25 protein-coding genes are annotated in these 26,719 nt (G+C 42.3%); 15 read left to right on the top strand and 10 right to left on the bottom strand.

What is annotated here, in order from left to right:
* Positions 1–126: 126 nt before the first annotated feature.
* The gene (locus ACFEL9_RS17325; protein WP_385892737.1) at positions 127–2,787 is read right to left on the bottom strand and encodes a DUF5916 domain-containing protein; all 2,661 of its coding nucleotides are present in this window, start codon (positions 2,785–2,787) and stop codon (positions 127–129) included.
* 218 nt (positions 2,788–3,005) lie between these two features.
* Here ACFEL9_RS17325 and ACFEL9_RS17320 point away from each other — a divergent pair, with 218 nt between their 5' ends.
* The 6 genes from ACFEL9_RS17320 to ACFEL9_RS17295 all read left to right on the top strand — a co-directional run bounded on the left by ACFEL9_RS17320 (position 3,006) and on the right by ACFEL9_RS17295 (position 7,698).
* Positions 3,006–3,800: a HipA family kinase gene (locus ACFEL9_RS17320; protein WP_385892734.1), complete on the top strand. Its 795-nt coding sequence runs from the start codon at positions 3,006–3,008 to the stop codon at positions 3,798–3,800.
* Positions 3,778–4,164 carry a DUF3037 domain-containing protein gene (locus ACFEL9_RS17315; protein WP_385892731.1) on the top strand — a complete coding sequence of 129 codons (387 nt, stop codon included), beginning with the start codon at positions 3,778–3,780 and terminating at the stop codon, positions 4,162–4,164. Before ACFEL9_RS17320 ends, ACFEL9_RS17315 begins: the two co-directional genes overlap by 23 nt.
* Before the next feature lie 141 nt (positions 4,165–4,305).
* The gene (locus tag ACFEL9_RS17310; protein ID WP_385892728.1) at positions 4,306–5,463 is read left to right on the top strand and encodes a DUF6370 family protein; all 1,158 of its coding nucleotides are present in this window, start codon (positions 4,306–4,308) and stop codon (positions 5,461–5,463) included.
* 56 nt (positions 5,464–5,519) lie between these two features.
* Positions 5,520–6,488 (top strand): ABC transporter ATP-binding protein, encoded by a 969-nt coding sequence (locus tag ACFEL9_RS17305; protein WP_385892726.1) that lies wholly within the window; start codon positions 5,520–5,522, stop codon positions 6,486–6,488.
* A 201-nt stretch (positions 6,489–6,689) separates the two neighbouring features.
* Positions 6,690–7,439 (top strand): sterol desaturase family protein, encoded by a 750-nt coding sequence (locus ACFEL9_RS17300; RefSeq protein ID WP_385892723.1) that lies wholly within the window; start codon positions 6,690–6,692, stop codon positions 7,437–7,439.
* A 13-nt stretch (positions 7,440–7,452) separates the two neighbouring features.
* Positions 7,453–7,698 carry a hypothetical protein gene (locus ACFEL9_RS17295; protein ID WP_385892721.1) on the top strand — a complete coding sequence of 82 codons (246 nt, stop codon included), beginning with the start codon at positions 7,453–7,455 and terminating at the stop codon, positions 7,696–7,698.
* Between the two features lie 71 nt (positions 7,699–7,769).
* On the opposite strand, the gene ACFEL9_RS17290 is transcribed toward ACFEL9_RS17295, so the two are convergent.
* Complete coding sequence (locus tag ACFEL9_RS17290; protein WP_385892718.1) at positions 7,770–8,186, bottom strand: nucleoside-diphosphate kinase; 417 nt, start codon at positions 8,184–8,186, stop codon at positions 7,770–7,772.
* Positions 8,187–8,328: 142 nt separating this feature from the next.
* Between ACFEL9_RS17290 and ACFEL9_RS17285 the strand changes: the two genes are divergently transcribed.
* Entirely contained in the window at positions 8,329–9,336 is a 1,008-nt protein-coding gene (locus ACFEL9_RS17285; protein ID WP_385892716.1) for a DHH family phosphoesterase, read from the top strand.
* A 79-nt stretch (positions 9,337–9,415) separates the two neighbouring features.
* Complete coding sequence (locus ACFEL9_RS17280) at positions 9,416–10,405, top strand: FKBP-type peptidyl-prolyl cis-trans isomerase (protein ID WP_385892714.1); 990 nt, start codon at positions 9,416–9,418, stop codon at positions 10,403–10,405.
* A gap of 269 nt (positions 10,406–10,674) precedes the next feature.
* On the opposite strand, the gene folP is transcribed toward ACFEL9_RS17280, so the two are convergent.
* Positions 10,675–11,523, bottom strand: coding sequence for a dihydropteroate synthase (gene folP / locus ACFEL9_RS17275; protein WP_385892711.1), 849 nt, complete (start codon positions 11,521–11,523; stop codon positions 10,675–10,677).
* 48 nt (positions 11,524–11,571) lie between these two features.
* Between folP and ACFEL9_RS17270 the strand changes: the two genes are divergently transcribed.
* The 5 genes from ACFEL9_RS17270 (at position 11,572) to ACFEL9_RS17250 (ending at position 17,166) form a co-directional block, all read left to right on the top strand.
* Positions 11,572–12,120 carry a DUF1599 domain-containing protein gene (locus ACFEL9_RS17270; RefSeq protein WP_385892708.1) on the top strand — a complete coding sequence of 183 codons (549 nt, stop codon included), beginning with the start codon at positions 11,572–11,574 and terminating at the stop codon, positions 12,118–12,120.
* A gap of 210 nt (positions 12,121–12,330) precedes the next feature.
* Positions 12,331–13,524 carry a BT_3928 family protein gene (locus ACFEL9_RS17265; protein ID WP_385892706.1) on the top strand — a complete coding sequence of 398 codons (1,194 nt, stop codon included), beginning with the start codon at positions 12,331–12,333 and terminating at the stop codon, positions 13,522–13,524.
* 5 nt (positions 13,525–13,529) lie between these two features.
* On the top strand, positions 13,530–14,579 hold the full coding sequence (locus ACFEL9_RS17260; protein ID WP_385892703.1) for an ABC transporter permease: 1,050 nt from the start codon (positions 13,530–13,532) through the stop codon (positions 14,577–14,579).
* A gap of 217 nt (positions 14,580–14,796) precedes the next feature.
* Positions 14,797–15,981 (top strand): parallel beta-helix domain-containing protein, encoded by a 1,185-nt coding sequence (locus ACFEL9_RS17255; protein WP_385892700.1) that lies wholly within the window; start codon positions 14,797–14,799, stop codon positions 15,979–15,981.
* Positions 15,982–16,113: 132 nt separating this feature from the next.
* Positions 16,114–17,166, top strand: a complete 1,053-nt coding sequence (locus ACFEL9_RS17250) for an SO2930 family diheme c-type cytochrome (RefSeq protein WP_385892697.1) — start codon at positions 16,114–16,116, stop codon at positions 17,164–17,166.
* 116 nt (positions 17,167–17,282) lie between these two features.
* Here ACFEL9_RS17250 and ACFEL9_RS17245 read toward each other — a convergent pair whose 3' ends face one another.
* The 7 genes from ACFEL9_RS17245 to ACFEL9_RS17215 form a co-directional block, all read right to left on the bottom strand.
* The gene (locus tag ACFEL9_RS17245; protein WP_385892694.1) at positions 17,283–18,611 is read right to left on the bottom strand and encodes a DEAD/DEAH box helicase; all 1,329 of its coding nucleotides are present in this window, start codon (positions 18,609–18,611) and stop codon (positions 17,283–17,285) included.
* 676 nt (positions 18,612–19,287) lie between these two features.
* Positions 19,288–19,860 (bottom strand): hypothetical protein, encoded by a 573-nt coding sequence (locus ACFEL9_RS17240; RefSeq protein ID WP_385892691.1) that lies wholly within the window; start codon positions 19,858–19,860, stop codon positions 19,288–19,290.
* A complete protein-coding gene (locus ACFEL9_RS17235) occupies positions 19,860–20,651 on the bottom strand; it encodes a metallophosphoesterase family protein (protein ID WP_385892688.1) in 792 nt (263 codons plus the stop codon). The genes ACFEL9_RS17240 and ACFEL9_RS17235 overlap by 1 nt, the downstream gene beginning before the upstream one ends.
* Positions 20,652–20,753: 102 nt before the next feature.
* On the bottom strand, positions 20,754–21,713 hold the full coding sequence (locus tag ACFEL9_RS17230) for a metallophosphoesterase (RefSeq protein ID WP_385892685.1): 960 nt from the start codon (positions 21,711–21,713) through the stop codon (positions 20,754–20,756).
* A 184-nt stretch (positions 21,714–21,897) separates the two neighbouring features.
* Complete coding sequence (locus ACFEL9_RS17225) at positions 21,898–22,356, bottom strand: transposase (protein ID WP_385892683.1); 459 nt, start codon at positions 22,354–22,356, stop codon at positions 21,898–21,900.
* A 432-nt stretch (positions 22,357–22,788) separates the two neighbouring features.
* Positions 22,789–23,553: an oxygenase MpaB family protein gene (locus ACFEL9_RS17220; RefSeq protein ID WP_385892680.1), complete on the bottom strand. Its 765-nt coding sequence runs from the start codon at positions 23,551–23,553 to the stop codon at positions 22,789–22,791.
* 7 nt (positions 23,554–23,560) lie between these two features.
* A complete protein-coding gene (locus ACFEL9_RS17215) occupies positions 23,561–24,550 on the bottom strand; it encodes a type I glyceraldehyde-3-phosphate dehydrogenase (protein WP_385892678.1) in 990 nt (329 codons plus the stop codon).
* A 270-nt stretch (positions 24,551–24,820) separates the two neighbouring features.
* Between ACFEL9_RS17215 and ACFEL9_RS17210 the strand changes: the two genes are divergently transcribed.
* Complete coding sequence (locus ACFEL9_RS17210; RefSeq protein ID WP_385892675.1) at positions 24,821–25,297, top strand: hypothetical protein; 477 nt, start codon at positions 24,821–24,823, stop codon at positions 25,295–25,297.
* 18 nt (positions 25,298–25,315) lie between these two features.
* On the top strand, positions 25,316–26,560 hold the full coding sequence (gene hutI, locus ACFEL9_RS17205; RefSeq protein WP_385892673.1) for an imidazolonepropionase: 1,245 nt from the start codon (positions 25,316–25,318) through the stop codon (positions 26,558–26,560).
* The last annotated feature ends 159 nt before the right edge of the window (positions 26,561–26,719 follow it).

Below are 26,719 nucleotides of genomic sequence, written 5' to 3'. Positions count from 1 at the left end.
ACTTTTCTGAGCCTCCCAAAACGAGAATGTTTTTTTGTTGGGCTGTTACAGCTAATAAACAAAAGCACAATAATTGAAGTTAGAAGTCGCATGGCGGGTTGAATGGCATTATGCATACACAAAGATCTATCTCAAAAACCGATACGTCCATTTTATAAGGAATATATTTCGTCCCTGTTCCGCAAAAGCATTGTCAAATAAACTTCTGAATATTGGCGTGTCTAGTTCGGCATAAGCATCAGGGGTATTGCTTTGTGACCATACAAGATAGAGTTCCGAACCCGGCTTATACTCCCATCTTGCCACCAGGTTGGACCGGAACTGTACAAAATTGAAATCCGGTTTATCAAAACTATAATCAGTAGCACCATCCCTGTTTTCATCCACCAAATAAGAACCGTTGTCAGTTTTGATCTCGCTGGCGGTAAACACATGAAACCTGTCATCATAGTGTTTGGCTAAATGGTCTGTGACAAAAGCAAACCTGTCATACAATGGCCGGGTAATATAAGGCTGCCCATAATATTGTAGTGTAAGGTCCGGTGTAATATTATAATTCAATCTTGCTGTGAAGCGAAGCGTTTTTTGTTTTACCTGGCTCACAATAGTACGGGTGCTATTGTTGAAAGTTATATTGGTAACAAACTGATCCTGGCGGCGCCAGTAGTAAGAGTAATCTGCACTGATGCTAAACTTGAATGCATTGGCAGGTTGAACATAAATACCGATACTGGCATTATTGCTCCTTACCGTTTTGGGAAATCCCCACGCATTAAAGCTGTTTAAATTGACATACACTTTTTTTCGATAGTCCGTGGTCAGGTAAACATTATGGCCAATACCCGGTGGTCGCCGGATAGATGAAGCCCCTCTCAATGCATTGTTTAGAACTTCGTAGGGGTTCCAGGTAAAACCGGTACCCGATTGCCAGTTGTTTTTAAAAGTAGCATGTGAGTTAAAATTGAAAGCCTGGTATAAAAACTGGCCGCCGTAATCCCATCTCGACCAGTGATTGTAATTCAACCGGGCATTGCGAAAGATGGAAAATGGTTTTTGAAAATGAAAACCCGCCCAGGTAAAATGATTGATCTCATTGGCCGAATACATAAAGCCAATATCATTTAACTCCAACCCGGGTGAACGAAAAGTAGCGCCTGTTTCAAATTTAAAAACCTGCCCCAGTTTACCTGATCTACCACCGATCTTTCCAAACCGGATTGTTCCACCCATACCTGACAACGAAGTCCTGTTGCTATCCACGGAAACTTCACTGGCGCCTGGCCGTTGAAACAAATGTTCAAAACTTGTTTGTGTGTTTAAGATCGCTTCCTTTGTTCCGGTTACATGACTAAACACAATATTGCCCCTGATATACCAGGTACGATTTTTCCAATACCGCAAAAAATCGAGCCCGCCGGAATAGGCGCTTCGGTGCAATTGATCACTCAATCCCTTTTCACGGTTAACACCGGTGATGATGCCACCAATAATTGTATTCCCTCCTTTATAATCTTTTTGAATGCGTGTCACAAAATAGTTAGTCAGGGGTTCAATCATTTCCCGTCTTCGGGAGCCATTCTTATCTATAGTTGCCAGTTCTCTTTCAGTAATGCTTTCCAGGATACCAATGCTTAATCCATTTTTTGTTTTGCCGCTGAATTTGGCGGCGCCAAGAATAGTGGTGTTAAAAGGTGTTTTCGCATATTCACCGGTATTGAGATTGGGATAACCATGCGGCGAACTTCCAATTCGCCTGGAATAAAAAAGCAGGTCAGCATCATAATCACCACCCGCTTCAGAGCCAGTCAACTGGTAATCAAAAATATTCCTGCTCTCGACAAAAAAAGGCCTTCGTTCCTGGAAAAAATTTTGAAATCCATCGATACGAACTTGTGATGGATCTGCTTCTACCTGGCCAAAATCAGGATTAATAGTAAAGTCGAGAATGAGGTCGTTGGTCACGGCAAATTTTCCATCCAGCCCGCCTGCCAGTTTTGTATCAAAGCCTTTTGCAAAAGGATTGCCTGCTTCTTTTTTATATTTATCAGCCTGGGCAATTACATAAGGAGCAATTTCCACCTGCCGGTGCATCGGGATATTATTCAAGCCATGCAATTCACCAAAAGCACTCACCCATACGCCGGCGTTTTGCGGAATATATTGCCAGGTGCTTCTTTCTTCTTTGCGGAATATTCGCCGGGTTACCTGGAAGCCCCAAATTTTTTCCGGTTCATTGCCATAGCGCAATTGGCTGAATGGAATTTTTACCTCAGCTGTCCAGCCTTTATCATCGACATGAGTTTTGCCATACCAAATGGGATTCCAGCTTACATCCCAGTTATTTCCATTGTTCGAAACAAACTCATCACCGCGAACACCGGAAACTGATAAGGTGAAAGAAAACGCTGTTCGCAGATCGTGATAACTATCGATATTAATCTCGACCCAGTCGCCGGGAAATTCATCCCGCCGGCTCATTCGCCCGATGATAGAATCGGGAGCGAGGTCATGACAACGATAACCAACGTATAAAAATTTATCATCGTATAATATTTTAAAGCTGGTCGGTTGCGATGGAGCTTTTCCTTCATTGGGTTGCCACTGAATAAAATCGCCACCCCATTCAACCGCGTTCCAGGCAGCTTCATCGGGAATACCGTCGAGGTTAATCTCCGCATTCAGTCGTTTAGTAAAATATTTCTTCTTGGCAATCGTAGAATCTCCGGGATTACTGTTAGCAACCAGGAAGAGCAAACAGGTAGCGATTAGCAGCAGGCAGGTTTTCATTCGCCAATGTTAAGACCTGATGGTATTATGAAATAGCCAAAGTGTAACAGCGGTCATTTTTTCGAGATATGCGGCTTTTTTGTGTTATCAAAAAGCTCACTATTGTTCAAATGAGGCGCTTTAAGCCCTTCCTTTTTATTCTCAATCCCAAACTTTACAATAATTTAGCCGCTTATATTGATTTGATTTTGCGTTGTAAATGCGATTGATTTTTTGACATGAGTGAACAAAAGCCGGATATACGAACAGTGCAGGTGATGCGGTATGTGACACCATTGCGTGAAGGTGGTTCACTTCCCGCTATTGCCGAAGCCGATGATGATTTTTTATATGTGCTGAAATTTCGGGGCGCAGGGCAGGGGCCGAAAGCGTTGATCGCTGATTTGATCGGTGGTGAAATAGTAAGAGCTGCTGGCTTGAAAGTACCGGAAATTGTTTTTGCCGAATTGGATGAAGCCTTTGGCCGCACCGAACCCGATGAAGAAATACAGGACTTACTCAGGGCAAGTGAAGGATTAAACCTCGGCTTACATTTTTTATCCGGCGCTATCACTTATGATCCCGCTGTAGATAAAGTGCCCGGTGAACTGGCATCAAAAATTGTTTGGCTTGATGCCCTGCTGACCAATGTAGACCGCACGGCCCGCAATACGAATATGCTTACCTGGCATAATGAACTTTGGCTGATCGATCACGGCGCTGCATTATATTTTCATCATTCCTGGCACAATTGGAAAGAACATTCGATGAAACCTTTTGTACAGGTAAAAGATCATGTGTTGTTGCCATTGGCAAACGACATTGATAAGGCTGATGAAGAACTAAAAAAAATCATTACCCCTGCGAAAATAAAATTGATTGTGGAATTAATACCAGATGCCTGGTTGCAAAATGAAGAAGAAGGTGATCCGGTGGCAATGCGTGAAGTCTATCAAAATTTTTTAATCAACAGGATCAATCATTCCGGCATATTTGTAAAAGAAGCTAAGCATGCAAGAGAATCACTTATTTGAATATGCCATCATCCGGGTAGTGCCAATGGTGGAGCGGGAAGAATTCCTGAACGTGGGCGTCATCCTGTATTGCCGTCAGCAAAAATTTTTGCAAATGAAATTCACCGTCGACGAAAAAAGATTACTGGCTCTTTGTCCCAAAGCAGAACCCGAAGAATTGAAGTCCCACCTGGAGGCATTTGAACGAATCAGTTTGGGCAAACCGGATGCGGGACCTATTGCTGCATTAGATATGGCATCCCGCTTTCGCTGGTTGACAGCTAAACGAAGTACGATTGTACAGACATCGGTTGTTCATCCGGGCTTGTGTAAAAATGCCGGTGAAACATTGGAGCGTTTATTCCGGCAATTGGTGTTGTGTTAATAGAAGCTGCCAAAAGCAGAAGTAACGGAAACAAATTTTTACTGGAGGTGATTATGGCGATTCACTATTAAAAAAGTTATTCAAAAGTTGGATACGCCATAAACCGATAACTTTAAATCTTATACAAATCAAATTTACCTGATGAAACTTTTTTTCGGATTCCTGTTCGTACTGGTAACATCTGTAGCTTATAGCCAGCTCATTTCCGATTCATTATTGATAGATGGTAATTATCGCCACTTTCATTTTAATAAACCCATAAACGGTGTGCTCAATGGAAGCCTCTTTTTTATCATGCACGGTTCTGGCGGAAGTGGCAAACGGATTGCAAGGCATGCAACCAAACTGGAAGCAATTGCAGCAAAAGAAAACTTGCTGATTGTTTACCCGGAGGGTTATAAGCAGTATTGGAATGAATGCAGAAAGTTTGCTACATCTGCTGCGAATAAAGAAAATATTAATGAAGCAAATTTCTTTAAAGAAATGATCCGCTATTTCAGGGATAAATATGGTATTAATGAAAACAAAGTTGTTGCAGCCGGTTTTTCAGGCGGTGGCCATATGGCCTACAAATTAGGATTGACCATGCCGGATAAGATCAAAGGCATTGCTGCTATCGTAGCCAATATGCCGGATTCCGCTTCCATGGATTGCACACCCGTTCGCAAAGCTTTGCCCGTTCTCATTGTGAATGGAACTGAAGATGGTACTAACCCATATCATGGCGGAGAAATGTATGTAAACAATTCCAGTTATGGTGTGGTAAGGAGTACTGATAGTAGTTTCCACTACTGGTCCTCATTGGCCGGCTACAATGGCGAGGCGATAAAGAAGGTTTTGCCCGATACTGACCCTAAAGATGGTAAGGTCATTGAAAGCTATTCTTACCGTGACGCAAACAAACCATCAGTAACATTGCTGAAAGTAGTGGGAGGAAAGCATGATTATCCCAATGATATTGATGTGTACTTATATGCGTGGGATTTTTTTAAATCACAGGTTAAAGAAATTGGGATCGGCATTGCCGACCCGTCAAAGAAAATTCAGTTGGTGGAAGCAGCCTGTGGTCAATGCCGGTTGGGACTGCCGGGACAAAGTTGTGATTTGGCTGTGCGCATAAATGGAAAATCATATTTCGTGGATGGCACATCCATCGACGATCATGGCGACGCCCATGCCAAAGACGGCTTTTGCGAAGCGGTCCGCAAAGCGGAAGTACAGGGCGAAATCGTTGATAATCGGTTTAAAGCGACCTATTTCAAATTAGCTGGCAACAACGAAGGAGAAAAGAGAAAATAAGTTGTGTCACCTCTTTTCAATACTTGTGATATTGATGTTATGCTTTATTTTGCGGCATGGATTGGTTAACCGTGCGGGGCATCAGCAAGCTGGAAAAAGAAAATTATACCGTAAAGAATATCAACTTTACCCAACAACCTTCACAAAAGATCGCTATCGCCGGCGAAACGGGTTCCGGTAAAACAACACTGCTAAAAATGATCGCAGGCCTGGTGCAACCAGGTGCCGGCGAGATCATTTTCGAAAACAAAAGGGTGGAAGGGCCATTTGAAAAATTACTACCCGGCCATTCTGCTATCGCTTACCTGTCACAACATTTTGAGCTTAGAAATAATTACCGGGTGGAAGAAGAATTGGAGAGTAAGAACAAATTACCGGAAGATGAGGCTTACAACTTATACCAGCTTTGCCGCATTGAGCATTTATTGAAGAGAAAAACAGATCAGCTATCTGGTGGCGAAAGACAACGCATTGCTTTGGCCAGGATATTGACTACTTCGCCTAAACTTTTGTTACTGGATGAACCTTTCTCCAATTTAGATGCCGTTCATAAAAGCATTATTAAATCGGTGATCAGTGATTTGGAAGAAAAATTGAAGATCACCTGCACGATGGTCTTACATGATGCAATGGACATTCTTCCATGGGCTGATACCATCCTTGTGATGCGGGATGGCGAGATCATTCAACAAGGAACACCGGAGCAGATATACTACCAGCCTGTCAACGAATATTGCGCTGGCCTTTTTGGTGAGTATAATCTGATAGATAAAAAAAGCCTGGCCTTCGTTGACCCGTTATCTTTTCCAATGCCCAAGGGTGATTCGATAATTGTTCGACCTGAACAACTAACCATCTCGCAAAGTAGTGATCAGGCTGGCAACGGTTTAATAAAAGAGACATTATTCTGGGGTAGTTTTTATACTGTAGATGTAATGCTCGGCAATCAATCCGTAAGAGTAAAAACCAATCACAATCATTTTTCAAAAGGTGATAAGGTTAGTATTTCCCTTGCAGCCGGATAATTTTTGATTTGATCGCGGCAGGCGGTCATTTTTTTTTTGAAAAGGGTCTTCTTCTTGATTTTCTGCAATCGCATTTTGCGATACTATTCGCTCTATCCTCCCCATTTTGGGGTAGGTAATTCTCTTCATTGGTTATTTTACCGGCCTTCTTTTCAATGCAGTTTTGCAGGGTAAAACCATCAATCATTAAACTTAATCGTTATGCCAACGCCACTCGACATTTTACTCGACCCCATATCATTGGTAATTATGGGGATGTATGCCCTGCTGATGTTATGGGAAGCCATATTTCCCGGCCGCAAATTACCGCCGGTCAAATACTGGAAACTTAGGGGAGTAGCTGTTTTCTTTTTCTATTTCTACCTTTCATCCTACCTGCCTCTGTTAGGAGCGCAGTTTCTTCCTGCTACCCAATTGCTGGACCTGGCTGGTTGGGGCAGCGTGGGTGGTGCATTGTTCGGAATTTTGTTGTATGAATCCGGCATGTATGTTTGGCACCGCAGCATGCATCGCAATAAATATTTGTGGAGGATGTTTCACCAAATGCACCACAGTGCGGAAAGGCTCGATACTTACGGCGCCTTTTATTTTAGCCCGCTCGATATGATCGGCTGGACGGCATTGGGAACCATTTGTTTTTCTATCATTACAGGTCTGAGCCCGCAGGCGATTACGATTACCTTATTGGTGACAAACTTCCTGGGCATTTTTCAGCACGCCAATATAAAAACTCCCACCTGGCTGGGGTATTTCATTCAGCGCCCCGAAAGCCATACGGTGCATCATGCAAGAGGTATACATGCTTATAACTATTCTGACCTGCCTTTATTCGACATACTGTTTGGCACGTTTAAAAATCCTGCACGGTATGAATATGAAACGGGGTTTTATAACGGAGCCTCGTCAAGGGTCAGGGATATGCTGTTGTTCAGGGAGGTAGATAAACCTTAAGTAAACTGAAATCATGAACACTAAACAGGGGCTATATAAAGTTGAAGCTGATTTGTCAACACATCGATGTCGTGACGACTGCCCGGTTTTTGACTTCTGTAATAAAAGAAAAGGAGGGGAAATAGTCATACCGGGAATGGCACCGGGCCGGGAAAGCAAAATTCAATTTACAGATATGACCAGCTTAATTGCTTCATTCAGGAAGCTTTTGATCGAAACTCCTACGGGTAAAAACAAGTCCCAAAGTCAAAAAGAATAATAGTAATAGAACAAAAGAAGGTGTAAATAAAAAGCCGGCTGATAACCGGCTTTTTTAAGATTATTTATCGATTAAACTCTTTCCAGCATAGAGAAGAAAAAATCACTCTCGATTTTAGCGTTTTCATCGCTGTCACTTCCGTGCACGGCATTTTCACCCAGAGAAGTTGCATACATTTTGCGGATCGTGCCTTCCGCAGCCTGTGCAGGATTGGTGGCGCCGATCAACTCACGAAAGCTGGCAACAGCATTTTCCTTTTCTAAGATCGCCGCGGTAATAGGACCACTGCTCATAAACTCAACCAGTTCGCCATAGAACGGTCTTTCCTTGTGTACTGCATAAAACTCACCTGCTTTCTCAGCACTGAGTTTAGTAACTTTTAGCGCTACGATTCTATATCCTTCCTTGATAAACCTGTCTAAAATAACACCGGCATGCCCATTTTTCATGGCGTCCGGTTTGATCATGGTAAATGTTCTATTGCTCATGTACTTGTTTTTGGGGCGCAAATGTAGCTAAAGTTTTAGGTAACAAGTTCTAAAGTTTTCAAAAACATTGATTTTTATTGGCTGCAAAACCAAAATCAGCTTAAACTCTACAAGTGAGAACCCTTATCTTCGCAACCGTTTTATGAAACCTATACAGGAGATATTTCCGCAACTGGCCCAACCCCGGAAAGTGGTCATTACCATGCATCAAAAACCTGATGCCGATGCGATGGGGTCATCCCTTGGGCTTGCTCATTTTTTAAGACAGCTTGGTCATACCGTTACCGTCATTTCACCGACCAACTGGGCAAAATGGCTCAACTGGATGCCGGGTTGCGATGAAGTGATCGATTATGAAGCCAACAAAGCAATAGCCGATGCTATTCTCGATGAGACTGAATGGCTTTTTTGCCTGGACTTTAATATCTTTCACCGTACCAAAACAATGACGGAAAAACTGGCTCAAATTTCCTGTACCAAAATATTAATTGATCATCACCAGGAGCCTGATGCTCCATCATTTAATTACGGAATAAGCGACACGGGTAAAAGTTCAACGAGTGAAATGATCTATGATTTTATAGTCAACTCGGGACACCAGGACAGGATCGATGAAACCATTGGTGAATGCATCTATGCGGGAGTGGTTTCTGACACAGGATCCTTTCGTTTTCCTTCGGCGCATTCGGGAGTACATACTCTTGTCGCAGACCTAAAATCAAAAGGACTGCAGCATGCCAAGGTGCATGAAAACCTTTTTGACAATTTTTTAGAAAATAAACTACGCTTCACCGGCCATGTGCTTCTGCATCGCATGGAGATTATGTATGAATATAATACTGCACTGATTGCCATTCCAAAAAGCGATTTATTTAAATATTATATTAAGACTGGCGACACCGAAGGCCTCGTTAATTTCCCCCAATCCATCCAGGGAATCAAATTAGTAGGCCTGGTAATTGACAGGGACGAAGAACGAAAATGGAGTTTCCGCAGCAAGGGTGATTTTGATTGCAACACTTTTGCCCGCAAATATTTTAATGGCGGAGGGCACTTTAATGCATCGGGTGGGCGCAGCAGCGATTCGCTGGAAGTGACCGTACAAAAATTTAAAGATGCAGTAAGAGAAAATAAGGCATTGTTGGAATAACTACAGTTCAGGCAGGCTGTTATGATAAAGACTGGAAGACAAAAAATATATACATCAAAAAACAATACAAATTATACAAATGAAAAAGGTTTATTCGATGCTGACGATTGCGGGTATCGCTGCATTAGCTTCCTGTAATGGGGTGAAGTATGAGAAAGCTAAGAGTGGGATGCTTTACAAAATAATATCAAACAGTAAAGACTCAACAATTAAAGAAGGAGAATATCTCAAACTCCATTTCACTCAAAAATTAAACGATTCGGTTTTGCAGACAAGCTTTGGCAAAATGCCTGTATATGCCAAAATGCAAACCAACCCCGGGAACACTTATAATCCCGCCGAAATTTTTCATTTGTTAAGAAAGGGTGATAGTGTAGTAACAGTTGCCATCACTGATTCATTGCTCTCAAAAGGATTGATGCCTGAAATGCCCCCGTTTATGAAGAAAGGTGACAGGCTTATTACCAGTTTCAGGATCATAGATGTTATCAGAAATGATAGTTTGTACCAGGCTGACCAGGCAAAAGAAATGGAAAAAGATCGTCCCCGCCAGATGAAAGAGCAGGAAGAGCAAATGGCGAAAATGGAAAAGGAGCAAAGAGAGCAACGCCTGAAAGATGAATTGGAAATGGAAAAATCTGGTGAAGCTGCTAAAGGAATTGCTGCTATGGAATCGTATTTGAAAAGTAAAAATATTTCCGCACAGAAGACGGGCAAAGGAACGTTTGTTGCCATTACCCAACAGGGAACTGGTCCAATGGCTGACTCAGGAAAATATGTAACGGTAAAATATACCGGAAGGACATTGGAGAAAGACAGCGTCTTTGATTCAGGTACTTATCCCTTACAATTAGGTCGCGGCAGAGTCATTGCAGGTTGGGATGAAGGATTGAAATTATTCAAACAGGGAGGAAAAGGAACATTATATATTCCCGGCTTCAGGGCTTATGGAAAAAACCATCCTGCATTTAAACCTTTTGCTGCGCTGATTTTTGATGTGGAAATGCTTTCAGTATCGGATACAATGCCGGGTCAAACTGCCCAGCCAATGCCACAGAGAAGAAATTGATAGAACTCAACCTGACGTTGATTGTTAAATCAAAATAATGTTGCACCTTTACACCGCTCTGGAAATAGGGCGGTTTTTTTTAACGAACTGTCAAAGTTGGCCCCGTTTTTAGTCCAAGATCCAATTCTATAACCCTATGAAACAGTCATCATCGAACTTACCGTACTTAGAGTTATATGTAATCCGGATCTATTGAATTACCCTAAGACACATTGAGGCCTGATTAAAATGTCTTAATGAAAAAGAGCATCTGTAACAGGATGCTCTTTTTATTTTGTTGAAAAATTTTGCTGATCCTTATATGCAGTGATCAAATCTATTGCTTGTTTCGCCTCCTTCACATCATGCACTCTCAATATATGTGCTCCGTTCAGCAACCCGATAGTGTTTAATACCGTTGTTCCGTTGAGTGCTTCATCCGCACTAACCCTGAGCGTTTTATAAATGGTTGATTTGCGTGAAATACCCACGAGCAGAGGTTTGTCTAACATGCTGAAGACAGGTAAATTTTGCAGCAACGTAAAATTGTGCATGATGGTTTTGCCAAATCCAAATCCCGGATCAACGATGATATCATGCAAACCCAGTTTTTTTAACTCACCTGTCTTTTGAATAAAAAAATCAAGGACGGCTTTTGTGACATCATCATAATGAGGTGACTGTTGCATATCCTGCGGTGTACCCTGCATGTGCATCAACACATAGGGCACCTGCAAGGAGGCGACGGTTTGCCACATATCTTCATCCATGCTTCCGGCGCTGATATCATTTACTATAGCCGCCCCGGCATCAACCGCTTCTTTTGCTACCGCTGCGTAATAGGTATCGATAGAAATAAAGATCTCCGGGAAATTTTTACGGATTGCTTCGATGGGTTCTATTACTCTTTTCAACTCTTCGTCTCTGCCGACAACAATGCTCCCCGGCCGGGTACTTTGCCCGCCAATATCCAAAATAGTCGCACCCTCTTTTATCATCACTTCCGCTTTTTGCAAAATGGCATGGATGTTTTGCTGGCGGCTGGCGGCATAAAATGAATCAGGTGTAGTGTTGATAATGCCCATTACAACCGGCGTGTCAATCACCAATAGTCTGCCTTTACAATTCAACGTGTACATTAAGTCTTGTTTCGCTATTTTTGAAGCTAAGATAAGTTAGTAACTGATATGACCATTATGACGAACACCAACCTGCAATACGATGAAGTAGTCGGTTCATGCAAAGAAATTTTTTTAAAGAAAGCAAAAGACTATGGAACAGCGTGGCGGGTTTTGCGCACCATTTCCATCGTAGACCAGATATTTATCAAGGCGCAGCGTATTCGAACCATACAGGAAAAGAAACAGCAAAAAGTAGCGGATGACATCAGCGGGGAATTTAAGGGCATCATCAACTATGCCATCATTGGGCTCATCCAGCTTGATCTGCCGGCTGACGCACCGGAAGAACTGGAATTATTGACCGTCTCATCCCTATATGACCAATATGTGGAAGCCAGCAAAAAACTGATGGAAGACAAAAATCATGACTACGGCGAAGCATGGCGAAGCCTGAGCCAGGAAAGCTTTGTCGATCTCATATTGATGAAACTCCAGCGCATCAGGCAAATTTTGGCCAATGAAGGGAAAACGCTGATCAGCGAAGGCATCGATGCCAATTATAATGATATTATTAACTATGCAGTTTTTGCGTTGATATTGTTAGGGGGAAAGTAGCAGCTACAGGATTGGGTACGGGGTACAGGATACGAGATTGCAGGATGCGGGATAATTTGATATTGATATTAACGTTATACTTATTTGTAACGGGCCCGAATTACAGGGACCCTTGAAATATGGGAACTTATCCAAAATATAAACAATGTATTTTCAAAAGATCAATATCCGAACCCGTATCCCACAACTCTCATCACTAACTAAACAATCATGAAAATTCTCATCAACATAGCCAGGATTATCGTTGGATTGCTTTTTATTTTTTCCGGCCTTGTAAAAGCAATCGACCCATTGGGATTAAGCTACAAAATGCAGGAGTTTTTTGAGCTATGGGGAATGGCCAGCTTCAATGAACATACCTTGTGGATGTCTGTAGTCATGATCGCTTTTGAGATCATTGCCGGTGCAGCCTTGTTGTTGGGTTGGCGGATGCAGCTTTTTAGCTGGCTGCTATTATTGCTGATTGTTTTTTTTACCTTCCTTACCGGCTATGCTTACCTGTCAGGCAAGTTTAAAAACTGCGGCTGTTTTGGCGACTGCATTCCGATCACCCCGCTGACCTCTTTCCTGAAAGACATTGTCCTTAGCGTATTAATTTTATTTCTTTTTGCCAATCGCAAAAAGATCACACCTGTTTTTGGCAACAAAGCGAACCTGCTGATCATGGCATTGGTGACACTGTTTAGTTTTGGGTTGCAATGGTATGCGCTCAGGTATTTACCCCCGATTGATTGTTTACCCTTTAAAAAAGGAAATAATATTACTGAACAAATGCGGGTGCCGGCAGGTGCATTGCCTGATAGTTTTGCTATTCGGTTTATTTATGAAAAAGGAGGCAAGCAGTTTGAGTTTGCGCCGGCTGATCTGCCTGCCGACCTGGACTCTTACAACTATGTAAGCCGCACTGATAAATTGATCCGGAAAGGAAACGCTGAACCACCGATCAAAGGGTTTGCTTTATCCGGCATTAGCGGCGAAGATTCTACAGGTGTTGTATTACGTCAGCCTTATACGGTGCTGCTCTTCTGTGAAAACTTTGCCACGCCGCTTTCAGTATGGAGAGATGAATTTGCAAAAGTGTATGAAGCAGCTAAAGCAAAAAATATCCCGGTATATGCTGTTACCAACCGAATGGAAGAAGCGATAAAGAATTTTTCTGCCACTTCATTTGCTGATATACCTGTATTCAAATGTGACTATACTGCCATTCGCACCGCGGCCCGCACTGACCCATGTGTCTACCTTTTAAGGAGGGGAACTGTGCAGGACAAGCAGAGTCATTCACGAATGGATAAAATTGTAGCGCAGCTCGGATCATTAGTTGTTCAAAAAATTATTCCACCGCCCGGCCAGGGATCTACTGCAGAATTAGACAGCCTTCAGCAGACAGGTAACGGCAATTAACAGTCATGCTGCAATACATCGCCAAAAAATTATTGTATGGAATATTGGTGCTGGCCGGTGTTGTCGTGTTGGTTTTCCTGTTGTTCCAGGGTTTTGGCGATCCTTCAAGATTGGTAATGGGGCAATCCGGCGACTCGGCTACGCAAGCTAATATCCGGAAAGAAATGTATCTCGATCAGCCAAAGGTGAAACAATTTCTTTTTTATCTCAATGATGTATCTCCCATTGGCATGCATAGTAAAGAAGAGATCAAGTCCAAAGGATTGAAAGGTCTTTTCATCGGTGGTGAGAATAAAATTGGTTTTAAAATACCTTACCTGCGAAAATCCTATCAGAGTAAACGGGAGGTTGGCAGCATATTAATGCAAGCCTTACCGGGAACACTGATACTGGCTATTGCCGCTATGATCATTGCTGTGATAATCGGCATACCATTAGGCGTTGTAGCAGCGGTTCGTCAAAACACCTGGGTAGATACTTCCGCCATTTTTTCCAGTATTGTTGGCATCTCGGCGCCATCGTTTTTTATGGGTATTATTATCGCTTATATTTTTGGATTTTTATTAAGCGATTGGACGGGCCTGCATATTTCGGGAAGCTGGTTTGAGATCGACGATGTAACGGGGGAAAAGAGATTAACCGCAGAAAATCTTATTCTGCCAGCCATTACATTAGGCATACGTCCGCTGGCGATCATCACGCAACTCACCCGTAGTGCAATGCTGGATGTGCTCGACCAGGATTATATCCGCACGGCTTATGCAAAAGGATTGAGTAAAAGAACCGTAATCTGGAAACATGGCCTTCGCAATGCATTAAACCCGGTCATAACAGCTATTACGGGTTGGTTTGCAGAACTACTGGCGGGTGCTTTTTTTGTAGAGTATATTTTTGGCTGGCAGGGCATCGGTAAAGTAACGGTGGATGCGTTGGAAAAGCTCGATTACCCCGTGGTGATGGGCTCGGTACTCATCTCTGCAGGCTTTTTTATCCTCATTAATATTTTAGCGGACATCCTGTATGGTGTGGTTGATCCCCGTGTAAGAATCAACTAATGTTCCCGGACCTCTATGTATTAACCCTTATGTGACCTATGTTCTATTGTGGTTGCAAATCTGCATGAGCAATGAACCACAATAGAAACATAGATATTCTCATAGAACTCTCTTAAGTTCCTTCAAATATCGGAAGGAGAAAATTTTAAGTTTAGTACAATCTTCATTTGCTGAAATCCTCCATCGATATTTTGTAAATTACAGTAAAAGCTTTTTTATGAAAGCTGCCTGTTTGCTTGCTATTTTCCTTTGTTTATTTTCCGTTCTTTCTGCGCAAGACCTGCGCCGTCAACTGCAGGCACAGTTTATCGAATCACCCGATGGCTCCGTGATAGAAATTCCGGAGGGCCGCTTTCGATTGAATATGGCACTGTGGATGGATGGCAAGAACAATATTACCATTCGTGGAAAAGGGATGGATAAAAGCATTTTATCGTTCAGGGGTCAACTGGCAGGCGCTGAAGGGTTCAAGATCACCAACTCCTCTAATATTACTTTAGAGAATATCACGGTACAGGATTCAAAGGGAGATTTAATAAAAGCACAATTGGTGGATGGATTGACCCTTAAAAATGTAAAAGCAGAATGGACAGGTAAACCATCAAGGAACAATGGTGCTTATGCATTATATCCCGTGCAATGTAAAAATGTGCTGATCGATAGTTGTGTAGCCATTGGTGCATCCGACGCAGGCATTTATGTGGGGCAGTCGCAAACGGTGATCGTTCGTAACAGCAAAGCCTACCACAATGTAGCAGGAATAGAAATTGAAAATACCTTATACGCCGATGTGTACAACAATGAAGCAACGGACAATACCGGCGGCATCTTGATCTTCGATCTGCCAAACCTTGTTCAGAAAAAAGGCGGACATGTCCGGGTTTTTAATAACCATGTTCATCATAACAACTATCCCAACTTCGCACCAAAGGGAAATATAGTTGGCAAAGTGCCCCCGGGAACGGGTATGATGGTGCTGGCTACAAATAATGTTGAGATCTATAATAACCGCATCATCAACAACCGCACAGCCGGCACGGCAATAGTGAGTTATTATATTTCAGAAATTCCGATCAAAGACGAATCCTATTATCCCTATCCCGACCAAATTTTTATTCACGATAATGTTTATGAACGCAAAAATGTCCGAACTACCATGAAGGGAAGAATGGGATTAATGTTCCGGTTAAAAGTGCGGTTTGGTAAAAAAGTGCCACATATTATTTATGATGGTATTGTGGACGACAAAGTAAAAAAAACTGCCATCTGCATCCGCAACAATACCAATCAAAGTATTGGCAATATTAAAGCGGGTAATAAGTTTAAAGGTATAACAAGAGAGATGTCGCCATACGATTGTAATGGGACGATTCAGGATGAAGTGAGGTTGGTTAAGGAGTAATAGATGAGGATAAGTAATGGAACACAAAGAACACAAAGATTGCACAAAGGACACTAAGCGGTCATTGTGTTCGTCGTGTTATCGTTGTATCCTTCGTGCTACTGACAAAAAATCGATAACAAGCTGTTGAACATGAAAAAGCAATTCATCATCATTAGTGTTTTTTCTTTTTTAGTTGTCGTCAATGTGGCGCTGATTCGGCCGTTACGAAAACCGGTTTTTGAAAGAAAAGATAAATTATCGGATTATCATTTCTTCACCGGTAAGATGGCTGACCTGCAACCGGTCAAAACGGTAGTGCCCTATGATATCAACTCCGTATTATTTTCCAACTACGCAGAGAAATTACGTTTTATAAGATTACCTGACGGCATGCAGGCAACTTATGCCAAAGAAGATGTGTTGCAACTGCCCAAAGGCACCGTAATCATTAAGAATTTTTATTACGAAAATGATTTCCGGAGAAAAGACAAAGGAAGAAGGATATTAGAAACCCGTCTGTTGGTAAATGAGGAGAACGGCTGGACGGCCTATCCCTACGTATGGAACGATGAACAAACGGAAGCGTTTTATGATGTGGCCGGCGACATAAAAAAAGTATCTTATATCAATGGCAATGGCAAGCGCATCAATATTGATTATATCATCCCGAATAAAAATCAATGCAAGGGTTGCCATATCCGGGAGGGAAAAATGAAACCGATCGGTCCGACAGCTGCACAACTGAACAAAGAGTATGCGTATACCTCAGGAACGCAAAACCAGTTAAGCTACTGGCAGCAGCAAGGCATACTCAGCGGTTTGCCGGATCCTGGCAGCATTGCAAAAATGGCCCGCATCGATGACGCCTCTCAGTCCATTGAATCGAGAGCAAGAGCTTACCTCGATGTGAACTGCGGCACCTGTCATCATCCGCAGGGGCCGGCTAATACATCCGGTTTGTTTTTACATTACGACCAGGATCCCACTGTCGAACTCGGCATTATGAAAAGTCCCGTAGCTGCAGGCCGTGGTGCAGGAAAGAATGCCTTTGATATTGTACCCGGTCAGCCGCATAAATCGATCCTAACATTCCGTATGCAAACCAATGACCCCGGCATTGCCATGCCCGAACTGGGAAGAGAGCAGGTACATAAAGAAGGAGTGAAGCTGATAAAAGAATGGATAAAGCAGATGGAGAGGTGATTAGGGAATGGCTAGTGGGGAGTAGAGCGTGTCCTTGGGGGCAACAATGGTCTTAATATTAAAGCTTAAAACTCCAAAACTCAACGGCAAACCACAAACTGCCAACTACCAAACCCTCACTTCGCAATTGCCATCTTCACTTTTTTGTTTTTGATCTTTTGGTCTTTTATTAAGCGCAGGGTTTCGCCCATCTTTATTTTTTTTACGGCTACAAACGAAAAAAAATCTTTTACTTCTATCAAGCCGATATCTTCTTTTTTCAAATTGCCCTTATTACCCAAAAAGCCCACGATATCCACTTTGTTTACTTTGTCTTTTTTACCTGCTGCAATGAAGAGAGCTGACCACTTGGGTTTCTCGGGGAACTCATTTGTCGCAGGTAATTCGATGGATTCGGTATCTGCCGGCAGGTAAGCCGGTGGCTTTTCTTCCGGCGATAGGATCAATATGGCGGTTCCGCTGGCTTCCATCCGGGCCGTTCTTCCATTGCGGTGCGTGAATATATCTTCGGTATGCGGCAAATGATAATGGATGATATACCGGATATTGGGAATATCCAAACCCCGGGCTGCAAGATCAGTTGTTACTAAAATATTGGAAGTACCGCTGCGGAATTTAAATAAGGCGCTGTCCCTTTCCTGTTGTTCCATAGCGCCATGATAAAACACATTGACAATGCCCTGCTCCTTTAAATACTCACTGGTTCGTTCCACTGACTCCCGGTGATTACAGAATATAATTGTCGACCGGTTGCCCAGGTGGCAGATCAGTTTCAGCAAGGTTTCCAGTTTATCCTTTGCATCACTCTTTATCATTTTTATAGCAAGCCCGGTTGGGGTTTCATCGCCATTATTTAAAAAATTTAGCTTTACCGGGTTTTTCAAACCAACAAAGGCAGGTATCTCCAAGGCTTCTGTTGCCGATGTCAGCATGCGTTTATCAATGGCGGGCAGGGAACCAATAATAAATGCCATCTCTTCTTCAAAACCTGCTTCCAGCGATTTGTCAAATTCATCCAACACGAGTGTCTTAATGGATGCTGTTGTAATATTTTCCCGGCGGATATGATCAGCCAGCCTGCCGGGAGTACCGATCAGTAGGGCAGGAGGTTCTACCAGGTTATTTTCTTCGATCTCTCTTTTATGCCCGCCATAGCAACAGGTGACTTTATAAGCTGTTCCCAGCGATTTAAAAACTTTTTCGATCTGCAATGCCAGCTCCCGGGAGGGAACGATAATGAGAGCCTGTGTTTTCTTATTGGTCTCGTCGAGCAGGGAAAGGATGGGTAACAAAAAACCAAGTGTTTTACCCGAGCCGGTAGCCGACAGCAGTATAATGTTATCGCTTTTTTCAATGGCTTCAATGGATGCCTTTTGCATATCATTGAGCTCATCGATGTTTAGCCGGGAAAGAATATCGCTAACGGAATGAGATCGCTTTTTCATGGGAGCAAAAGTAGGTAAACGATGATGTTTAAAAGCCGGCAGAATGAATTTGGTTTTTCATAGGCCGTTTTGAGGTGAGCTGTATTTGCGCTACAAACGGGAGTAGCGTTTAGTAATTAGCTCTGAAAGAAGAGTTTGAAAAATTGTTTCAAGTTTCTACGCCGTTGTTGGTGTTGCTGTTTTAAACAACTTCCGGCTGTAAACGACACACACCAACAACTGAATTCAAGAAGCTTTCTGATAATACTGAAGTGTTCTTAGTTCGGTTGTTGGTGATATGGAACTAAATTTGAAAATGTGCATCGCCTAACACCAACAACGGCGTAAAAGTGATTTTAACCTTGACGACCTAAAAGACCTTGGCAATTTAAAAATGAAACAGTATAAGCTTACTCTTGGCAGGATTGAAAAAAATGGAAAAACTTATATGAGTCTGAAAGGTCGAGAAATTGAAGATGGAGCCAAAATAGTAGACTTTGAATTGCCAGTTATCTTTTGACAATTTATTGCTGCCAACAACAGGGAGTTTCTTTCCGAGACGAGTCTCACTGCGTAGGAGATGTGCAAAGCGGACTCGTCGATGAATGAACACTTGCCCCGCTGCTTGCATCCGCTCACCGAAACTTTCATTGTGAACGGTAACAAATAAATCCAATTGTAAACATCTCTCACCTGTTCACCGCAGACTAATCCGTGCGCCGATTCCGATATTGATTATTTCGAAAAAGCCTATCGCTTTGGGGTTGCTGGCAAAACTTACCAGGTCCCGGTCGGTTGTTCCGAATTCGTAATACACGCCAAATTTATTTTTTGTAATGGCGCCGCCGACAAACACCGCTGTGTGGGCAGCTGTCGGGAAACCGTAGTAAACAAAGGAATATTTGGTGCGGGAAAAGAGATGATATCGCCTTCCAAAACTATAATTGACCAGGATGCCTGCCGTGAGCAGATCGAGTTTAAGATCATTTTTTAAAGACTTCGAAACAGGTAACCAGGTTAGCTTGGCTGTGATAGAATGAATGTTAACGCCACCGACACTTTCAGGAACATAACCATAAAAAAGATCACCCTGCAATTTCTTCTTCTTCCCAAATTCATAGCCGGCGCCGGCTGAAATAAATCCAATCGATCCTGCATATTGTACTTTGACATGGTGCGGCACGATTCCAGCCCGCGGTTTTGCGGATTGCGCCTGCGCACAAACAGTGAATAATAAATAAACGCATACTGTAATCCATGGACATTTCATCAGTAATGCTTTTCAGTGACAGAAATTTGTTCTCGATTCACAGTTATTAGGGCATAGCTTCGATCATTGGTTGCCGCAGCGACCAGGTAAGGTAGTCCACCCGGGTACGGATTCAGAAATTTGAATTGGTGCTCATGGCCGTGCATGGAAATCCTTGTTTTCGCTTGGGCGGCGAGTGATTCCGAAAAAGCCGGTTCAAGCCTTTTGTCAAAATCAACACTAAATGGCGGGACATGTGAAAGCACAAAAATATTATTTGCTATACTATCATTTAATTGTTGCTTCAGCCAGTTGATGTCGGGAACATGGCCATCAAAATCCACTTCTCTTGAATTGCTGTTAAGACAAATGAATTTGTTTCGTCCATAGAAAAAAGTAAAATTTTCAGGTCCAAACATTTCAGTAAAGATCTTTCGTCCGTTAGCCAGCATATCATGATTGCCAATAACACTTATATACGGAATATTAAATTTTCCAAATTTGGATGCGATCCAATTGTATTCCCTGTTTAACCCGAAGTCAACCAGATCACCCGCTACCAAAACAAAAGAGATATTGTTTAGTGAGTTAACATGATTGATAAAATCATCGAGGTCTTCGTAAAACCGTTGGGTATCGCCTAATAAGATAAAATTGAAAACCGGCGCTGTATCCAGGTTGGCAATTCGCTCAATGTTATAGTTATTTAATCCTTTTTCATCGGGCCCTACTTCATTGGGATGAAACAGGAATTGCTTGCAGGATGCCAGCGTCAATAATTGCAATAAACAATAGAGTATACTTCTCCTCATAGATCGGCTATTGAATGTAAAATCGCAACTTATATGCCATATAAATTCAGTAACGGAAAACTATGTTGTATGTAATCTCTTGCCGTAAGTGGGTCAATTTTTTCACAGTTGGCGTTTATATATCACCTTTTGTTCATCACTGATAAACTGTACGAGGCCGCCCTGCGGTGAAATGGAGATAGTTGCAAAGCCTCGTTTGCGGGCTGCAAAGCGGCGGTATCGCTTGAGCCAGCCCACATGCCTGGTGTCCGATCCGGCGCCTGAAATAATATAATGAGTGGGACGCCCTTTTCGTTTCAGCAATTCGAGATGATGTTCATGACCGGATAAATAAAAATTGACATTATTAGCATACAGCACCGGTTGAATCAATCGCCGAAGTTTCTTTACTCTTATATTATGCCGCCTGCTTCCGCCGGTATGCAGGGGATGGTGGCCCGTTACAATTTTCCATTTGGCGGTACTGCTGCTCAATGTTTTTTTAAACCAATCCAATTGTTCATCTGCATAAGAAGATGAGTATTTATTTGTATCAGCCGGTATACCCCGCAACTGTTTTTCTATCGGTTCTGTATCCAGGAAAACCAGCAACATTGAATCATGCCCAATGATGACACTGGTGTCATAATACCTTCGTGGCATATACCAGCGTTTGCTGCCGTAAGTATAATTTACCTGCGCATCAGGATCCAATGTATAATCATGATTGCCCAGCACTGCCAGCCAGCGGCATTGCAGGGAAGAATCGGCATAAACATTTTCGAAAGTATGCACCCATTGCGAATCGTGTATGCTATTCACTCCGGTAGGATAAAAATTATCACCGGTAGCAATGACGAAAGAGATGTTCAATTGCCGGGCAGCCGCAGCCATTGCCGCGGCAACTTTTCGCTGAGGCGGTGAACCTTGTGTCCCCCAGTCGCCAACAACAAGAAAATGAACCGAACTATCCATCCTGCTTAACCCCGGTATCGTATCTTTTTGTGGAGCGGCATAACTATGTTTTGAACAAAAGAAAAGCAGTGCCACAAATAAGATTGTTAATGATCGCAGGTAAAACATGTAACGGATTTAACTGGATTGAAATAGATATTTTTCCCTGATTAAGCAGTAGTGTCGTTGATGAACAAAGATAGGGAAGGGCAGCACTTATGCATCGTGCTCGCCAAAAGTACGCTTGTCCATCAAAGCGTTTCAATCTTAACCTTGGTAGAGAATAGAGACTAAAAAACTAAACCCTATCATCTTATTTTCCATTGACTTTTTCAAATGAATGCAAGGTTTTTTGATAAAACTTTATGAACTCATCATATTCTTCTGTGAAACTAACCTTACGGTGATGTTCCGGTTGATTGAGAATGTATTTACAAACTTTATCAACATCGGATTTTGAGACTGAAAAAGCTGATGCAGAATCCTGCCAGTTAAATAAACCTACAGATAATTTATTTTGGTTAATAAATCGTTGCGAGCTATCCGCAACAATGGAAGCCAGTATTTCCTCGGATATTTTAGGCGAACGGGATGCCAGAAAATGGACATGCTCCGGATTGGCATAGATCGCATAAAGATGACATTCGTTGTTATTTATGATACCGGTAATATATTTTTCAATTCGTTCCCTGTGCTTTTCAGCGATGACAGGCTGGCGATGTAGTGTAGTAAGTATGAAATGAGTGTAGAGGTTGTTATATTCTATCTTCATACGAATAAGGTAATAAGGTTGAGTATTAAGTTAGCTTATTTTCTACTAAGGTTGGAGAATACAAGAAATTTACTTATCAAAAAAACTTATTTAAATTTCCTCTTGTCTTTCCAGAACATATCAACCTTAACCTTAGTAGCGAGTGCCATCTAGAAAACTAACCCTACTACCTTATTCAGCTACAGTATTGAATGACATGAAATTTTCATTCATTCATTTTAAAAAACCTTATCTAAATTTCCTGTTGTCTCCCAGAACACCTCAATCTTAACCTTAGTAGAAAATACCACATAGAGAACTCAACCTTATTACCTTATTCTCCATTCCACAGGCAAGGGAGTGCAGTGTGGTAAGTATGAAATGAGTGATGGATTGTTATAGTCACTTTTGACTCCATCCGCCAAATGCCAAAAAAACTTCCCGACAAAAGCTTCACGCCATCCTCACATCCAACTCCCTTATCTGCCGCTTATAATTATGTGGAAGAATGATTGCTTTTAGTAGCCCATCGAGTTTCATCAGGCGGCTAAGTTTATAAATAGCAATGAGGGGGCTTATCCAGTTGATTTTGCCAAGCTGTAATAACTGGTTGACATAAGGTGGCACAACGAGTTTTTGTGATTCTTTTAAAATTAAAAATCGAACACTGCCCAGGTGCTTTTCGTATTGCTTGTAAAGATCTATTGTATAATCACTTTTTTGCAGGTCATTGTGCAGGTGCTCATCCCGCATCATCAGCCATTGATTAAAATTGGTGGGCAGGTCTTTTAAATTCATTCGTTGGCCCATGCGATAGAATACATCGTACAGGTCTTCCTTTTCGGCATCGGTCAATTTTCTTTCCAGCACTTCAAAAGCGGCAATGGAATAATGGATGAGCATAAACAACACGTCCCGATAGGCCCAGTCTGGTATTTGAGCACCGCGGCTTTTTTCAATAGCGCCATGGATGGCAGTTATTTTATCAATCGCTTTATGAGCATCTTCTGTGCTGGAAAAAACAATCTGCCGGGCATACATCACGGTGGAAAATAAACGGCCCAACGGATCAGCGGGTAACCGGCCGGTGAAATATAACCAGTCCACTGCTTTGTTCAATGCAAACTCAGCAGATGCACCGGCAAACACAAAAAGTATCGTGTCGCTCTTACCCCATATTTTCCGCACAATGGATCGCTGATGGACAAAATATTCCATACACGAATTAAAACAATTTCTTCCAGTATTGCAGCCAGTCAACCATACGGCTGGTAAAACCATTTTCATTGTCGAACCAGGCGATCAGTTTTAAATGATTACCCACAACGGAAGTAAGCGTACCATCAATAATGCAGGAATGTGCATTGCCCTTGATATCGAGGGAAACCAGCGGGTCTTCGGTGTAATCCAATACGCCTTTGTATTCGCTGTTCGCCGCTTTTTCAAATAGCTTATTGATTTGTTTGGCGCTCACCTCATCACTTAATACAACGGAGAAATCAGCCATGGCGCCATTTGCCACAGGCACCCGGGTAGATACAGCGGCCAGTTTACCCTTTAGTCCCGGCATCAGGCGTTCGATAGAGTGATGCAGGTCGATCTCAACGGGGATAATGGATTCGGAGGCCGCCCGGCCACGACGAAATTGTTTGGCGGGTGAATCGATCAGCTCCTGTCTTGACGTATATGAATGCAACATGTTTACCTGCGCTGATTTGATACCGATCGACTGCAAGAGGTACAAGATATGTACAGAGCAATTCGTCATGCAGCCTCCCGGTGAAATAATCGTGGTATCGTCCGACAACCCATTTTGATTAAAGCCATAGATCATCAGGGGAATATCATCCGAACCCGTAGTAGATAATAACACCTTCTTCGCACCGGCTTTTAAATGCTCTTCAGCCAGTTCCTTTTTCGTGAATTTACCGGAGCATTCCACTACTACATCCACATTCAATTCTTTCCAGGGAAGTTTAGACGGATGATCCGACTGCAGGGCAACTATCTTTTTGCCTTCAACGATAAATGCCTGTTCTTCCACCTGTATTTTCTTTTCAAATGTGCCATAGACAGAATCATATTTCAGCAGGTAAGCCAGGTTGTCAACCGGCATAATATCATTTACCGCCACCAATTCAATTTCCGGGTGTGCTACCATTTTTCTAAACAATAGCCGGCCAATTCTTCCCATGCCATTAATCGCAATTCTCATTTCATTCCCAATTTTGGAGTGCAAATATCATAAACAATCGCTTAGTACGAGTATATCAGTTTGCTAAAAAGTAGATATGTCAGCCAGTAGGTTTATAAATGATTATCTAATCAAACGAAAACCGATGTCTTCGTGCCTTTGTGCCTTGGTGTTTCAGATAAACTGCTGACACTTTTGAAACACAGAGGCGCGAAGGCACGGAGATAAAAACGCAAACGTTTCACTTTATGAATAATATCTTATCAGGCACAAATAAATATCTTCGCCCATATGAAAGCTGCTACCGTTCATGAAATAAAACAGGAATTGCTGGCCTTGAAACCAGTTGCCATTACCGAGCTCTGTTTACGACTGGCAAGATTTAAAAAAGAGAATAAAGAATTGCTCACCTACCTGTTGTTTGAGGCGCATAATGAAACCGCCTATGTGCAAGCCGTGAAGGAGGAAATGGATGAGCTATTTGCTGAAATCAATAAATCACACCTGTACTTTGCCAAAAAAAGCCTTCGCAAGATCATCCGCATCATCAATAAATACTGTCGGTACAGTGCCTCTAAACAAACAGAAGTTGAGTTGAGGCTTCATTTTTGCGTCACGTTAAAACAATCGGGTATCTCGCTTTACAATACGGTGATCAGTAATATTTACCAGTCACAGTTAAAAAAAGTGCAAACAGTTTTAAATACATTGCATGAAGACCTGCAATATGATTACCGCAAACAACTGGAAGAACTGAAGAGCCATTAATCTATTTATCTTGCGTCTATGCCGGCCACACTATTTACAAACATCAAACTACTGGTGAATACCCGCTTGCAAAATGAATTGCTGCGGGGAAAAGAACTGGCGCATTTGCCTTGTATTGAGAATGCCTACCTGCTTGTCGAAGATGATGAAATAGTAGAATATGGCAGAATGGAGGAATTGCTGTCTATTGTCAACCATCAGCCGTCATCTTCTGTCGATTTATCCGGTCAAATGATCCTTCCAGCCTGGTGCGACTCCCATACCCACCTTGTATTTGCAGCCAGCCGGGAGAATGAATTTATTGATAAAATAAAAGGATTGAGTTATGCTGAAATAGCAGCAAAAGGTGGCGGCATATTGAATTCGGCAAACAAGTTAAATGAAACTTCGGAAGACGAGCTCTTTACCAGGGCATGGAAGAGACTGGAAGAAGTAAGCAAACTGGGAACCGGTGCTATTGAGATAAAAAGTGGTTATGGACTAACTGTAGAAGGTGAATTGAAAATGCTTCGGGTGATTAAAAAATTAAAAGAAAAATCGAAACTTTCTATCAAAGCCACTTTTTTAGGCGCCCATACTTACCCGCTGGCGTTTAAAGAAGATCACCAGGGATATATTGATTCTATCATCAATGAAATGCTGCCTGTAATAGCCGCAGAAAGCCTGGCCGATTACATCGACGTGTTTTGTGAAACTGGTTTCTTTTCTCCGCAAGAGACTGAAAGGATTTGTAAGGCTGGCATGATGTATGGGCTAAAACCAAAATTACACGTCAACCAACTCAACAGTATTGGCGGTATAAAAACAGGAATAGAATTAAACGCCCTCTCACTCGATCATTTAGAAACGATGACCGAAGATGATATCGGTCAATTGGCGAATGCCGATACAATCGGTACACTGTTGCCTACAGCAGCTTTCTTTTTGCGCATGCCATTTCAACCTGCCAGGCAATTGATCGATAGCGGTGCCGCTATCGCTTTGGCAACCGATTATAATCCCGGATCATCGCCCAGTGGCAATATGAACCTGGTGGTAGCGATGAGCTGCATACAAATGAAGATGCTGCCCGGAGAAGCCATCAATGCAGCTACGATCAATGGCGCCTTTGCTATGGAATTGCAAAATGAGGTTGGCAGCATCATGCCCGGTAAAAAAGCTAACCTGATCATTACAAAACCGATTCCATCACTGGCTTATTTTCCTTATTCATTTGGTCATAATCTTATTGATAAAGTGATGTTGAAAGGAGAGTGGGTCTAACCATTTTTCTTAATTTCACCGGATGTATGGATTAAATACCGAGGAAATATTGATTGTTATTTGTAGCCTGGTTGTTTTGTCGTACTTGTTTTCAATTGTCAGTCGCTATATTCGTATACCTTCTGTATTGCTGCTATTATTTGCCGGCATCGGCTTCCG

The sequence above is a fragment of the Terrimonas alba genome, assembly GCF_042434975.1.
In the GTDB taxonomy this organism is placed as follows: Bacteria; Bacteroidota; Bacteroidia; order Chitinophagales; family Chitinophagaceae; genus Terrimonas_B; species Terrimonas_B alba.
This window is presented reverse-complemented; position numbering and strand designations above follow the sequence as displayed.

Bases quoted from the DNA above. Each gene is read 5' to 3' on its own strand.
- ACFEL9_RS17325 (WP_385892737.1), bottom strand. From the start codon at position 2,787: ATGAAAACCTGCCTGCTGCTAATCGCTACCTGTTTGCTCTTCCTGGTT.
- ACFEL9_RS17320 (WP_385892734.1), top strand. From the start codon at position 3,006: ATGAGTGAACAAAAGCCGGATATACGAACAGTGCAGGTGATGCGGTAT.
- ACFEL9_RS17315 (WP_385892731.1), top strand. From the start codon at position 3,778: ATGCAAGAGAATCACTTATTTGAATATGCCATCATCCGGGTAGTGCCA.
- ACFEL9_RS17310 (WP_385892728.1), top strand. From the start codon at position 4,306: ATGAAACTTTTTTTCGGATTCCTGTTCGTACTGGTAACATCTGTAGCT.
- ACFEL9_RS17305 (WP_385892726.1), top strand. From the start codon at position 5,520: ATGGATTGGTTAACCGTGCGGGGCATCAGCAAGCTGGAAAAAGAAAAT.
- ACFEL9_RS17300 (WP_385892723.1), top strand. From the start codon at position 6,690: ATGCCAACGCCACTCGACATTTTACTCGACCCCATATCATTGGTAATT.
- ACFEL9_RS17295 (WP_385892721.1), top strand. From the start codon at position 7,453: ATGAACACTAAACAGGGGCTATATAAAGTTGAAGCTGATTTGTCAACA.
- ACFEL9_RS17290 (WP_385892718.1), bottom strand. From the start codon at position 8,186: ATGAGCAATAGAACATTTACCATGATCAAACCGGACGCCATGAAAAAT.
- ACFEL9_RS17285 (WP_385892716.1), top strand. From the start codon at position 8,329: ATGAAACCTATACAGGAGATATTTCCGCAACTGGCCCAACCCCGGAAA.
- ACFEL9_RS17280 (WP_385892714.1), top strand. From the start codon at position 9,416: ATGAAAAAGGTTTATTCGATGCTGACGATTGCGGGTATCGCTGCATTA.
- folP (WP_385892711.1), bottom strand. From the start codon at position 11,523: ATGTACACGTTGAATTGTAAAGGCAGACTATTGGTGATTGACACGCCG.
- ACFEL9_RS17270 (WP_385892708.1), top strand. From the start codon at position 11,572: ATGACCATTATGACGAACACCAACCTGCAATACGATGAAGTAGTCGGT.
- ACFEL9_RS17265 (WP_385892706.1), top strand. From the start codon at position 12,331: ATGAAAATTCTCATCAACATAGCCAGGATTATCGTTGGATTGCTTTTT.
- ACFEL9_RS17260 (WP_385892703.1), top strand. From the start codon at position 13,530: ATGCTGCAATACATCGCCAAAAAATTATTGTATGGAATATTGGTGCTG.
- ACFEL9_RS17255 (WP_385892700.1), top strand. From the start codon at position 14,797: ATGAAAGCTGCCTGTTTGCTTGCTATTTTCCTTTGTTTATTTTCCGTT.
- ACFEL9_RS17250 (WP_385892697.1), top strand. From the start codon at position 16,114: ATGAAAAAGCAATTCATCATCATTAGTGTTTTTTCTTTTTTAGTTGTC.
- ACFEL9_RS17245 (WP_385892694.1), bottom strand. From the start codon at position 18,611: ATGAAAAAGCGATCTCATTCCGTTAGCGATATTCTTTCCCGGCTAAAC.
- ACFEL9_RS17240 (WP_385892691.1), bottom strand. From the start codon at position 19,860: ATGAAATGTCCATGGATTACAGTATGCGTTTATTTATTATTCACTGTT.
- ACFEL9_RS17235 (WP_385892688.1), bottom strand. From the start codon at position 20,651: ATGAGGAGAAGTATACTCTATTGTTTATTGCAATTATTGACGCTGGCA.
- ACFEL9_RS17230 (WP_385892685.1), bottom strand. From the start codon at position 21,713: ATGTTTTACCTGCGATCATTAACAATCTTATTTGTGGCACTGCTTTTC.
- ACFEL9_RS17225 (WP_385892683.1), bottom strand. From the start codon at position 22,356: ATGAAGATAGAATATAACAACCTCTACACTCATTTCATACTTACTACA.
- ACFEL9_RS17220 (WP_385892680.1), bottom strand. From the start codon at position 23,553: ATGGAATATTTTGTCCATCAGCGATCCATTGTGCGGAAAATATGGGGT.
- ACFEL9_RS17215 (WP_385892678.1), bottom strand. From the start codon at position 24,550: ATGAGAATTGCGATTAATGGCATGGGAAGAATTGGCCGGCTATTGTTT.
- ACFEL9_RS17210 (WP_385892675.1), top strand. From the start codon at position 24,821: ATGAAAGCTGCTACCGTTCATGAAATAAAACAGGAATTGCTGGCCTTG.
- hutI (WP_385892673.1), top strand. From the start codon at position 25,316: ATGCCGGCCACACTATTTACAAACATCAAACTACTGGTGAATACCCGC.